Raw genomic sequence first — 12,298 nt, forward strand, 5'->3', positions numbered from 1 at the left:
CCTCGCCGACATGACCCAGGTCTCCCGCCATTATGTGCTGGCCGCGGGCGGCACCGGCGGCCATCTGATCCCCGCCTTCGCTCTGGCGGTGGAGCTGGAGCGGCGCGGGCATCATGTCGCGCTGGTGACCGATGTGCGCGGCGCCGCCATCCCCGGTCGGCCCGAGGGGCTGACGGCGCATGTGCTTCCCGCCGGTCGTCTGCAGGGCAAGAACCCCATTAACTGGGTGAAGGGGTTGATGGCGATCATGGAAGGGCGGCGCATGGCGCTGCGCCTTTATGAAAGCTTCCAGCCCAGCGCGGTGATCGGCTTTGGCGGCTATCCGGCGCTTCCGGCGCTGCTGGCGGCCAAAAGCGCGGGCATCCCTAGCCTGATCCATGAGCAGAACGCCGTGCTGGGCCGGGTGAACCGCTTCCTCGCCAAGGGCGTCAACGCCATCGCCACCGCCAGTGCCGAAACCGACCGGCTCGACGCTAAATATGCCGAAAAGACCCATGTCATCGGCAATCCGGTGCGTGAGGAGGTGCTGCGCCTGCGCGACCAGCCTTTCCCGCCCTTCACCGAGGATGGTCTGCTGCGCGTGTTGGTGACCGGCGGCTCGCAGGGGGCTCGCGTCCTTTCCGAAGTGGTGCCCGATGGGCTGGCCATGCTGCCGCCGTCGCTGCGCACCCGACTGCAGGTGATCCAGCAGTGCCGCGCCGAGGACATCGACGCCGTGCGCACCCGCTATGCCTCGCATGACATCCCCGCCGAGCTGGCGACCTATTTCGAGGATATGGCCACCCGTCTGGCCGATGCTCACCTGTTTATCGGCCGTTCGGGCGCCAGCACCATTGCCGAGCTGACCGCCGTGGGCCGCCCCGCCATCCTCGTGCCCTTGCCCATCGCCACCGACGATCATCAGGCCGCCAATGCGCGCGAGATGGTGGTGGCGGGCGGCGCGCGCTCGATCCGACAGGAGAAATTTACCGCCGTGGAACTGGCCAAGCAGATTCAGGCCCTGGCCCAGCGCCCCGAGACGCTGGCCAATGCCGCCCATGCCGCGTGGAATTGCGGCCATCCCAACGCCGCCGCCGATCTGGCCGATCTGGTGGAGAGCTTTGGCGCGGAGCCTTTGATGGACGTTATCAAGGTGGACAGTGCCGCCCTGCCTGCGGGCGCGAAGGGGCAACTGGCATGAAGGGCGTTGCAACGGACATCGGCACCATCCATTTCGTCGGCATCGGCGGGATCGGCATGTCGGGCATTGCCGAGGTGATGGCGAACCTTGGCTACACGGTGCAGGGCAGCGACATTGCCGAGGGCTATGTGGTGGAAGGCCTGCGCCAGCGCGGCATCAAGGTGATGATCGGCCATGCCGCCGAGAATCTGGGCGATGCCGCCGTGGTCGTCACCTCCACCGCCGTGAAGCGTGACAATCCTGAGGTCGCCGCCGCTCTGGAGCATCGCGTCCCCGTGGTGCGCCGCGCCGAAATGCTGGCCGAGCTGATGCGGCTGAAGAACACCGTCGCCGTGGCCGGTACGCATGGCAAGACGACGACCACCAGCATGGTCGCCGCGCTGCTCGATGCTGGCGGGGTGGACCCGACCGTCATCAACGGCGGCATCATCAACAGCTACGGCTCCAACGCGCGCCTTGGCGCCAGCGACTGGATGGTGGTGGAAGCCGACGAAAGCGACGGTAGCTTCCTGCGTCTGGACGGCACCATCGCGGTGGTGACCAACATCGATCCCGAGCATCTCGACCATTACGGGTCGTTTGACCGGGTGAAGCAGTGCTTCGTCGAATTTATCGAGAACGTGCCCTTCTATGGCGCGGCGGTGCTCTGCATCGACCATCCCGAAGTGCAGGCGATCATCCCCAAGGTGCGGGATCGCCGGGTCATCACCTATGGTTTCTCGGCGCAGGCCGATGTGCGCGGCGAGAATGTGACGCCCTATCCCGGCGGCAACCGCTTTACCGCCGTGCTGCGCCAGCGCGATGGCAGCTTCCGCCGCATCGAGGGTATCGAGCTGCCGATGCCGGGCCGCCACAATGTCCAGAATGCGCTGGCCGCTGTGGCCGTCGCGGTGGAGATGGGCGTCGCCGATGAGCTGATCCGGGGCGGTTTCGCCAAATTCGGGGGCGTGAAGCGTCGCTTTACCAAGGTGGGCGAGGTGGATGGCGCCACCATCATCGACGATTACGGCCACCACCCTGTCGAGATCCGCGCCGTGCTGGCCGCCGCGCGCGAAAGCATGCAGAACCGCGTGATCGCCGTGGTGCAGCCACATCGCTTTACCCGTCTGCGCGATCATCTCGATGATTTCGCCGCCGCCTTCAACGATGCCGATATCGTCTATGCCGCCCCGGTCTATGCCGCTGGCGAGCAGCCCATCGAGGGCGTGGACTCCGCCGCCATGGTGCAGGGCATCAAGGCGAGGGGCCATCGCAGCGCGCATCTCATCGCGGGTGCCGACGATCTGGCGGGCACGCTGGCTGATGTGATTCAGCCGGGCGATATGGTCGTGTGCCTTGGCGCGGGCGATATCACCAAATGGGCCGCCGGGCTGGCACCTGCCATTGCGGAGCGCAAGGGCCTGTGAGCTGGACCCCGCCTCCTGTTGCCGGGCGCTTGACGGCTGATGCTCCACTGGCCCCGCTGGTGTGGTTCAAGAGCGGTGGCGTGGCGCAATGGCTGTTCGAGCCGAAAGACGTGGACGATCTGCGCGGTTTTCTGGCGCAGCTTCCCGCCGACGTGCCGGTGATGGCGCTGGGGCTGGGCAGCAATCTGATCGTGCGCGATGGCGGTGTGCCGGGCGTGGTGGTCCGTCTGGGTAAGGCCTTCGCCAAGGTCGAGAGACTGGACGATCTGACGCTGAATTGCGGCGGCGGTGCGAGTGGCATTCTGGTCTCCTCCACCGCGCGCGATGCCGGGATTGCGGGGCTGGAGTTCCTGCGCTCGATCCCCGGCACAGTGGGTGGTTTCGTGCGCATGAATGGCGGCGCCTATGGGCGTGAGGTGAAGAATATTCTGGTCGATTGCGATGTGGTGACGCGCGATGGCCAGTTGGCAACGCTGCCGCTGTCCGATCTGGGTTACACCTACCGCCATTCTGATCTGGCCGAAGGCGCGATTGTCGTATCAGCCCGCTTCCGTGGCCAGCCCGGCGAGGCCGAGGCCATTCAGGCCGAGATGGACCGCATCTCCGCCAGCCGCGAGGCCAGCCAGCCCCTGCGCAGCAAGACCGGCGGCTCGACCTTCAAGAACCCTCCGGGCGAGCGTGCCTGGGAGCTGGTGGACCGTGCCGGATGCCGGGGGCTGACCATCGGCGGCGCGCAGGTCAGCGAGAAACACACCAATTTCCTCATCAACACCGGCAATGCCACCAGCGCCGACATCGAGACGCTGGGCGATGAAGTGCGCCGCCGGGTCAAAGCGCAATCCGGCGTCGAGCTGGAATGGGAAATCAAGCGAGTAGGCAAGACATTGTGAGCAAGTTGCCCCACCTTCATATCGCCGTGCTGATGGGCGGCTGGTCTTCGGAACGCCCCGTCTCGCTGATGAGCGGCAATGGCGTGGCCGATGCTCTGGAAAGCCGGGGCCACAAGGTCACCCGCATCGATATGGGCCGCGATGTCGCCCTCAAGCTGGCTGAGGCCAAGCCCGATGTGGTCTTCAACGCCCTGCATGGCGCGCCGGGTGAGGATGGCAGCGTGCAGGGCATGATGGATCTGATGGGCCTCACCTACACCCATTCGGGCCTGACCAGCAGCGTGATCGCCATCGACAAGGAACTGACCAAGCAGGCGCTGATCCCGCATGGCATCCCCATGCCGGGCGGCCGCATCGTGCAGAGCGCCGAGCTGTTCGACAAAGACCCGCTGCCGCGCCCCTATGTGCTGAAACCGGCCTGCGAGGGGTCCAGCGTAGGCGTCGCCATCGTGACGGCCAATGGCAATTACGGCAATCCCATCGGGCGCGACGTGGAAGGCCCCTGGCACCATTTCCCCGAGCTGATGGCCGAGCCCTTCATTCGCGGCAAGGAACTGACCACCGCCGTGCTGGGCGACAAGGCTCTGATGGTGACGGAACTGATCCCCACCACCGAATTCTACGATTTCGACGCGAAATACACCGATGGCCTCACCCGCCATGTCTGCCCCGCCGAGATCCCCGAGGATGTGGCGCAGGCCTGCAAGGACATCGCCCTGCGCGCGCATCAGTTGCTGGGCTGCAAGGGCACCAGCCGCAGCGATTTCCGCTGGGACGACGAGCAGGGCGTGGAAGGCCTGTTCCTGCTGGAGGTCAACACGCAGCCGGGCATGACGCCTCTGTCGCTGGTGCCCGAACAGGCGCGGCATCTGGGCATGGATTACGCCGATCTGGTCGAGGCCATCGTTGCCGAGGCTCTGGCCGACGCCAAGGCCAAGAAGGGGGCATAACACAGCCGATGAGCCAGAAGCTGAAACGCGGCGGCGCCAGCGCCCGCAAGCAGGCCAGCAAGGCCAGCAACGCCCGCAAGGTGGCGGTGGCGCGCGCGCGCACCGGCACGGCGATGGACCGTGTGCTGGCGCTGCTGCCCTTCAGCGAGGCTCAGCTTCATCGCATCTTTCTGGTGACCATTCTGGGCTGCGCGCTGGGTCTGGCCTGGCTGGTGATGGTGCTGGCCGGCGTGCCCGCCATGGCCACGCAGCAGGTGGCCTCCATCGCCTCGCAGGCCGGGTTTCAGGTGCGCCGGGTCGAGGTGCATGGCGTCAAGCATCTCAACGAGCTGAAGGTCTATGAGCGGGTGCTGGCCCAGCGCGACCGCGCCATGCCGCTGGTCGATCTGGAGGCGGTGCGTGACGATCTGCTGCAATTGAGCTGGGTCGAGGATGCCCGCGTTTCGCGCGAATTGCCCGATACGCTGGTGGTCGATATCGTCGAACGCAAGCCGGGCCCCGTGCTGCGCGAGGGGCAGAAGCTGACCCTGATCGATGCTGGCGGCCACCGGTTGGAGCCCATTGGTCCCGCGCGCGCCAAGGGCAAGCTGGTGCTGTCTGGCGAGGGTGTGGCCGATAAGGTGGGCGATCTCACCTCGCTGCTCGATGCCGCGCCCGCGCTGCGTCCGCAGGTGGCCGAGGCTGAGTGGGTGGGCAATCGCCGCTGGAATCTTACCTTCAAGACCAATCAGGTGCTGGCTCTGCCCGAGGGTGACAAGGTCGGCGCCGATGCGCTGATGGCCTTTGCGCGGCTCGACGGCACCAACCGCTTGCTTGGGGGCCGCGTGGTGGCCTTCGATATGCGCTCCCCCGACCGGATCTATATGCGCGTGCCGGGCAGCTCGACCAATGGCATGCCCGACAGCCCGCTGGCGGTGGCAGCGGTGACGCCCGAGGCGGATGCGACCTCGACGCCCGGCGAGGCCAAGCCGGAGGCGCCCAAGCCCGCCGCCAAGCCGAAATCCGCCGCCACGCCGCATCACGAAACCGCCGAGCATGTGGGCGTGATCCGCAATGCGCTGGCTCATGTCGGCGGGGCCGAGCATGCGGTGAAGCATGAGGCGCATAAACCCGCGCCCGTTCACAAACCAGAACACAAGCCCGCCCCGGCGCACAAGCCCGAGCATAAGCCGACCCCGGCCCACAAGCCGGAAAAGCACAAGGCCGAGCCTGCGCATAAGGCGCCTGCTCACAAGCCGGCCGCTCATAAACCCGCCACCGCGCATAAGCCGGACCATAAGGCGCCTCACCACAAGGACGCCCATTGATGGTCGCACCCCGGATCGTCAGTGCCTTTGGCGCGGTCAACATCGGTTCCTTTCGTATTTCGGCGATCATTGCCGGGCGTACCGAAACCGGCGAATTGCTGGTGCTGGGCAGCGGCCACCGCGCGGCGCAGGGCGTGAAGCGCGGCTACGTGGTGGATATGCATGCCGCCACCTATGCCGTGCGCGATGCCATCGAACGTGCCGAGAAGATGGCGGGCACCAGCGTGCAGGCGGTCTCGATCGGCTGCAGCGGGGCGGGCATGGCCAGCCAGATCACCCAGGTCGAGGCCGATATCGGCGGCCGCCGGATCGAGGACGACGATATCGAGCATCTGCTCGCGGGCGCCTGCGGCGTGATCCAGCCCGATGGGCGGGTGGTGCTGCATGCCCAGCCCGCGCATTACACGCTGGATGGCGCGCATGGCGTGGCCAATCCCAAGGGGCTGCATGCCGGGCGTCTGGGCGTCGATATCCATGTGATGCTGGGCGACGGCGGCCCGGTGCGCAACCTGACCGAGGCGGTGCAGAACGCGCATCTGCAGGTGACCTCGGTGGTGGCCTCGCCGATTGCCGCCGGTTACGCCTGCCTGGCGCCGGAAGAGCGCGAGCTGGGCGTGGCGCTGGTGGAATTCGGCGCGGAAGTGACCACCGTGTCGCTGTTTGCCGCTGGTATGCTGGTGGGGCTGACGACCATTCCGATGGGCTCGGGCGACATCACCGATGCCATTGCCTCGTCCTTTGGCATCCGCCGTTTTCAGGCCGAGCGTTTGAAATGCGTCAACGGTTCGGCCATCGCCAGCCCGGCGGACCATCGCGAGATGATCCCCATCAACGGGCCGGGCGAGGAAGGCACGGGCGGCCAGCTCGCCCGCCATGCCGATGACAAGAACCGTATTCCCCGCGCCGAACTCATCACCGTCATCACCACCCAGCTCGGGCGGCTGATGGATGAGGTCAACCGCGTCCTGAAAGCCATGGGCTTTGCCGGGGCGGGGGCCGGGCAGGTGGTCTTCACCGGCGGGGGGGCCGAACTGGCGGGTCTGGCCGATTTCGCGCAAGGCGCTTTGGGCCGTCCGGTGCGCATCGGGCGCCCCATGGCCATCAAGGGGCTGGCCGAAGCCCATGCCACGCCGGGCTTTTCAACGCTGGCCGGTCTGGTGCTTTATGCCGCCGCCGACCCCGTTGATATACGCAGATTGAGCCGCGCCCAGCGCCGCACGACGCGCTTTTCGGGCTCTGGCCTGATGAACCGTGTGCTGCATGCGCTGAAGGAATATTTTTGAGGTGGCGTTAAAAGCGCGCCATCGCCAACAACGACTGTGGACAAATGGCAAATGCGCTTTGCACAGCCGAGTCGAAGCGTGCATTTTAGAGAGATAGTCTGACGCGACTTCCCTGCCTGAATCTGGGGTACCGAAATCAGGGCGGCGGGAAGCAGACTGAAGGAGTATGGCAATGAGCATCAATATCGGTCCGCCCGCCGTCGAGGAGCTGCGCCCGCGCATCACTGTGATCGGTGTCGGTGGAGCCGGAGGCAACGCCATCGCCAACATGATCAACGCCGAGATCGAGGGTGTCGACTTCGTCGTCGCCAACACCGATGCCCAGGCGCTGAACAACTCCATCGCCAAGAACCGCATCCAGCTCGGGCTTGAGATCACCAAGGGTCTGGGCGCCGGCGCCCGTCCCGAGGTCGGTCGCGCCGCAGCGGAAGAGACCATCGCCGAGATCGAGCGTGCGCTCGAAGGCGTACACATGTGCTTTATCGCTGCCGGCATGGGCGGCGGCACGGGTACTGGCGCGGCTCCCGTCATCGCCAAGGTGGCGCGCGACAAGGGCGTGCTGACCGTGGGCGTGGTGACCAAGCCCTTCCTGTTCGAGGGTACGCGCCGCATGCGCAGCGCCGATTCGGGCATCGAGGAGCTGCAGAAGCACGTCGACACGCTGATCGTCATCCCCAACCAGAACCTGTTCCTGATCGCCAAGGCCGAGACGACCTTCAAGGAAGCCTTCGGTCTGGCCGATGAGGTGCTGCAGCAGGGCGTCCGTTCGATCACCGATCTGATGGTGATGCCGGGCCTCATCAACCTCGACTTTGCCGACGTGCGTTCGGTGATGGCCGAGATGGGCAAGGCCATGATGGGCACCGGCGAGGGCAGCGGCGAGCATCGCGCGCTCGAAGCCGCCGAGCGTGCCATCGCCAACCCGCTGCTCGACGGCGTGTCGATGCAGGGTGCCAAGGGCGTCATCATCTCGATCATCGGCGGCGACGACATGAAGCTGCTGGAGGTCGACGAGGCCGCCAACCACATCCGCGAGCTGGTCGATCCCAACGCCAACATCATCTGGGGCAGCGCCTTCAACCCCGATCTGCAGGGCAAGATCCGCGTGTCGGTGGTCGCCACCGGCATCGAGCAGACCCCGCAGATGGCTGAGGAAGCCAGCCGCCCCTTCAGCCTGAACGCCACGCGCGGTCCGGCTCGCCCCTCGATCGCCGTGCCCGGTGGTCAGCCGATCGTGCCGCCTGCCGGTCCGACGCTGACCGTGCCGCCCGCGCCGCAGGTCAATTTCGCTCCCGCCAGCTTCTCTCCGGCGCCCGAGCCGCAGCCGGTGTTCACCCCGCTTTCCGCGCCTCAGGTCGATGAGCCGCTGGAGCTGGGCATGGGCCAGGAAGCGCCCGGCAATCCCGATGAGCTGCTCCTCGACGCCAGCAGCCTGGCCGATTTCGATGGTCCGGCCGCTGGTCGCCGCCGTCCGCTGCTGTCGGAGCAGGAGCCGCAATCCTACGCGCCTCAGCACAATCCCCAGCAGCAGCCCTATGCGCCGCTGGAGCCCACGCAGCGCTTCACCCCCGCGCCGGAGCAGTCGGTGCGGCCCGCTGGCACCTCGGGCGGTACGCTGTTCGAGCGCATGGCCAATCTGGCCGGTCGCCGCCACAGCGACGATGACGATCATGACGGCGATGAGGGCGGGGCGATCAACATCCCGCGCTTCCTCGGTCGCCAGAACAACCAGTAAAGCGAATGGAGCCGGATCTTTCGAGATCCGGCTCCGGTTTTAAGACGGCAGGGATGCAGCACGATGATCGGTGATCGCCAGGCACAGGCGCAGCAGGGCTGGGCCTGATGCAAGGACTCAGCATGCGTGCGAAGATGCGGGCCGCTCTCTGGGGGGCGCCGCTGTGCTGCCTGATGGGGGGCGCCGGTTTCGCCTCGGCGCAGAGCCTGCCGGTGGTGTCGCATCCGGTGGTGCAGCCGCTGCCCACGCCGGGCAGCACGGCGCAGCATGCGGCCAATGATCCCGCGCGCCAGCTCAGCAATGCGCTGGCCCGTCTGGCGAACAATCCCGCCGATCCCGAGGCGCTGGTCGATGCGGGCAATGCCGCCATGGCGCTGGGCGATACCAGCGCGGCGGAAGGTTTTTACAGCCGCGCGCAGCAAGCCTCTCCGGGCAATCCGCATGTCGCGGCCGCGCTGGCCTCGGTAAAGCTGCGCGGGGAAGATCCCGTCGATGCCATCCCCCTGTTCGAGCAGGCCTCGCAGGGGACGGTGCTAAGCGGCGATCTGCTGGCCGATCGCGGTCTGGCCTATGATCTTGTCGGCGACAATGCCTCGGCGCAGCGTTACTACCGCGAGGCGCTGGCCAATGGCGCCAATGACGAGACGGTGCGCCGTCTGGCGCTGAGTCAGGCCATCGCGGGCGACCGCAAATCGATGGAAACCACGCTGGCCCCGCTGCTGCAGAAGCAGGACCGCGCGGCTTGGCGCACCCGCGCCTTCGCTTTCGCCATTCTGGGGCGCGAGGATGAGGCCGAGGCGATCGCCCGCTCGACCATGCCCACCGAACTGGCCAATGGCATGGCGCCCTATCTGCGCTTCATGCGCAAGCTGACCCCCGCGCAGCAGGCGGCGGCGGCCAATCTGGGGCGCTTCCCCCATGCCTCGCAGATTGGCAAGGACGATCCGCGCATCACCGCTTACGCCTCGCAGCATGGCATTCGCCATCTGGCCGCTGCCGATGCGCCGCTGGCGCCTGCCGGAGCGCCGCTGGGTGCCGCGACGGGCACGGCGACGCCCGCGCCGACCAGGGTGGCCGCTGCCAACAAGCCGCGCCGCTGGAAGGGTGGGGCGCCGGTGGATGCCGCGCCGCCGCTGCCTGTTGCCGCCACCAATCCCCTGCCGCCCGAGCCCAATCCCTCGCGCGAGGTCTCGCCGCCGCCTGCGTTCGCTGGAACGACGCCCGCGCGCCGTCCTGCCGCAGTCGCATCAGCGGCTCCAGTCTCGGCGCCCGCGACTCAGGCCGAGCTGCCGCCGATTTCCGGCACGCCTGCCGCCGTGCCCGCAACCACGCCCGCGCCCACGACCACTCTGGCAACGCCGGCGCCGGAGCTGGCCGCGATCGAGAAGCCGCATCAGGCCGCCAGCAACTTCGATCTGGGCCGTTTGCCGCCCGGCGAAAGCACGGCGCCCGCCAAGCCCGGCCCGGTGCCGCCCGCGCCGGGTGTGACCGCGCCGCCGCCGCCGCCGGTCACCTTTGTCGCGGCGCAGCCCGCGCCGGTTGCGCCCCGGCCTTCCGGCGCGAAGGTCGCCGCGAAATCGACGCGCAAGGCCAGCTTTGCCGAGGCCTTCTCCGAATGGGGCGATCCATCGGGGCGCAAGGTCAACAGCGAGGCGCCGGCTTCGGGCGCGGTCGATATCCGCAAGATCAAGGCGCCTCGCCCGGCGCCCAAGCCTCCCAAGGAGCCGCCGGCGCCCAAATATCCCAGCCGCGTCTGGGTGCAGGTGGGCGTGGGCCGCGATTTCACGCGCATCGCCTATGACTGGCGTCAGATGAGCCGGGATTATGCCAAGATTCTCAAGGGTATGCCCGCCTGGACGGCCGATTGGGGGCGCACCAACCGCGTGCTGGTCGGGCCCTTTGACGATCAGGCCGATGCCAAGGCGTTCGAGGCCAAGCTGAAGAAGGCGGGCCGCGAAGGCGCCTTCATGTGGCTGTCCGCCGAAGGTCAGGCGGTCGATCCGCTCTAAATCATCCGATTGCCCCGCTTTGAAACGAAGTGGCTGATTCGGCGTAATGTTAAAGGGGATTGCCCTTATCCACAGTCTGTGCACAGACTTGTTCTGTTATGCTCAGGCCTGAAGGGTGCTTGGTTTTACAATCGGCTACGAGCCAAGCATCCATGGTGCAAGAGCTGCTTAACCACCAGGATGCGGGTGAATGGTGACAAGAACTGTGCAGGACGACTTGCCACGCCACGAAGATAGCGCGCCGGTGGAGATGCTGGCGGCGCTGTTCGAGGCGCGCGGCTGGACCTATGATTTCGTCAGCGATGACGAGATCACGGGCGAGGTGCAGGGCAGCTGGGCCACCTATCAGTTGCGCGGGATCTGGCGCAGCGAGGACAATGTCCTCCAGATGCTGTGCCTGCCAGACATCCGCGTGCCCGATGACAAGAAACCCGCCATGTTCGAGGTGGTCAGCCTGATCAACGAGCAGCTGTGGCTGGGGCATTTCGATGTGTGGTCGAACAATGCCGTGCTGCTCTATCGCCATGGGCTGATGCTGGGCGATGATGGCATGATCAGCCTGGGGCAGGCGCAGATGCTGGTGGAAGTGGCGGTGGAGGAATGCGACCGCTTCTATCCCGCCTTCCAGTTCATTCTCTGGGGCGACAAGACCCCCGCCGACGCGCTGGCCAGCGCCTTGGTCGATGCTGCCGGAGAGGCCTGATTTCATGAGTTTTCCTGAAAAGATCCTGATCATCGGCTGCGGCAATATGGGCGGCGCCATGCTGGCCGGATGGCTGCGCGGCGGCGTGGCGGCAGGCAGCTTTACCGTGGTCGATCCCAAGCTGGAGGCCGCGCCCGAGGGCGTGCGCCTGCTGCGCACCCTGCCCGAGGGCGAGGTTTTCGACCTGATGCTGCTGGGCGTGAAGCCGCAGATGCTCGACGATGTCGCTGGGCAACTGACCGCGCTGGCCGGGGCAGGGACCGTGGTGCTCTCGATTCTGGCGGGTGCCGAACTGGCCAGCCTGTCGACGCGTTTCCCCGATGCCAGGGGCATTGTGCGGGTGATGCCCAATCTGGCCGCCGCTCTGGGCAAGAGCCCGATGGGCGTGGCCGCCCAGGGCCTGTCGGAGGATGAGAAGGCCGGGATCACCAGCTTCCTCACCCATCTCGGCACGCCGGAATGGGTGGGCGAGGATCTGTTCCATGCCGTGACCGCGCTGGCCGGTTCCGGCCCGGCCTTTGTCTATCGCATCATCGATGCGCTGGCGACGGGCGGCGTGGCGCTGGGGCTCGATCCCGATCAGGCGCTGCGTCTGGCCAAGTCGATGGTGCAGGGCGCGGCCGATCTGGCGATGGTCTCGCCCTATGATCCGGGCGAGCTGGCGCGCCGCGTTGCCAGCCCCGGCGGCGTGACCCAGGCCGGGCTCGATGTGCTCGATGCCGATGGCGCCGCGCTGGCGCTGATGCAGGCCACGCTGGACGCCGCCGAAAAGCGCAGTGTCGAAATGGCTGAAGCCGCTCGATAAAAGCGGGAACGCGACAGTTTATTCAGCGTT

General features: G+C 66.9%; 10 protein-coding genes. All 10 read left to right on the forward strand.

Going from position 1 to position 12,298, the window contains the following annotated elements:
* The first annotated feature begins 10 nt into the window (after window positions 1-10).
* The 10 genes from murG (at window position 11) to proC (ending at window position 12,268) form a co-directional block, all read left to right on the forward strand.
* On the forward strand, window positions 11-1,180 hold the full coding sequence (murG, locus tag ABDW49_RS04075) for an undecaprenyldiphospho-muramoylpentapeptide beta-N-acetylglucosaminyltransferase (RefSeq protein ID WP_343609921.1): 1,170 nt from the start codon (window positions 11-13) through the stop codon (window positions 1,178-1,180).
* Entirely contained in the window at window positions 1,177-2,586 is a 1,410-nt protein-coding gene (gene murC, locus ABDW49_RS04080; RefSeq protein WP_343609922.1) for a UDP-N-acetylmuramate--L-alanine ligase, read from the forward strand. The genes murG and murC overlap by 4 nt, the downstream gene beginning before the upstream one ends.
* Window positions 2,583-3,476 (forward strand): UDP-N-acetylmuramate dehydrogenase, encoded by an 894-nt coding sequence (murB, locus tag ABDW49_RS04085; RefSeq protein WP_343609923.1) that lies wholly within the window; start codon window positions 2,583-2,585, stop codon window positions 3,474-3,476. The genes murC and murB overlap by 4 nt, the downstream gene beginning before the upstream one ends.
* Window positions 3,473-4,426 (forward strand): D-alanine--D-alanine ligase, encoded by a 954-nt coding sequence (locus ABDW49_RS04090; protein WP_343609924.1) that lies wholly within the window; start codon window positions 3,473-3,475, stop codon window positions 4,424-4,426. The genes murB and ABDW49_RS04090 overlap by 4 nt, the downstream gene beginning before the upstream one ends.
* Window positions 4,427-4,434: 8 nt before the next feature.
* Window positions 4,435-5,733, forward strand: coding sequence for an FtsQ-type POTRA domain-containing protein (locus tag ABDW49_RS04095; protein WP_343609925.1), 1,299 nt, complete (start codon window positions 4,435-4,437; stop codon window positions 5,731-5,733).
* On the forward strand, window positions 5,733-7,016 hold the full coding sequence (gene ftsA / locus ABDW49_RS04100; RefSeq protein WP_343609926.1) for a cell division protein FtsA: 1,284 nt from the start codon (window positions 5,733-5,735) through the stop codon (window positions 7,014-7,016). The genes ABDW49_RS04095 and ftsA overlap by 1 nt, the downstream gene beginning before the upstream one ends.
* Window positions 7,017-7,188: 172 nt before the next feature.
* The gene (gene ftsZ / locus ABDW49_RS04105; RefSeq protein ID WP_343609928.1) at window positions 7,189-8,751 is read left to right on the forward strand and encodes a cell division protein FtsZ; all 1,563 of its coding nucleotides are present in this window, start codon (window positions 7,189-7,191) and stop codon (window positions 8,749-8,751) included.
* A 122-nt stretch (window positions 8,752-8,873) separates the two neighbouring features.
* Window positions 8,874-10,760 carry an SPOR domain-containing protein gene (locus ABDW49_RS04110; protein ID WP_343609930.1) on the forward strand — a complete coding sequence of 629 codons (1,887 nt, stop codon included), beginning with the start codon at window positions 8,874-8,876 and terminating at the stop codon, window positions 10,758-10,760.
* Window positions 10,761-10,950: 190 nt separating this feature from the next.
* A complete protein-coding gene (locus tag ABDW49_RS04115; RefSeq protein WP_343609931.1) occupies window positions 10,951-11,463 on the forward strand; it encodes a YbjN domain-containing protein in 513 nt (170 codons plus the stop codon).
* 4 nt (window positions 11,464-11,467) lie between these two features.
* Window positions 11,468-12,268, forward strand: coding sequence for a pyrroline-5-carboxylate reductase (proC, locus tag ABDW49_RS04120; protein ID WP_343609932.1), 801 nt, complete (start codon window positions 11,468-11,470; stop codon window positions 12,266-12,268).
* Window positions 12,269-12,298 lie beyond the last annotated feature (30 nt).

The sequence above is a fragment of the Novosphingobium sp. genome, from assembly GCF_039595395.1.
In the GTDB taxonomy this organism is placed as follows: Bacteria; Pseudomonadota; Alphaproteobacteria; order Sphingomonadales; family Sphingomonadaceae; genus Novosphingobium.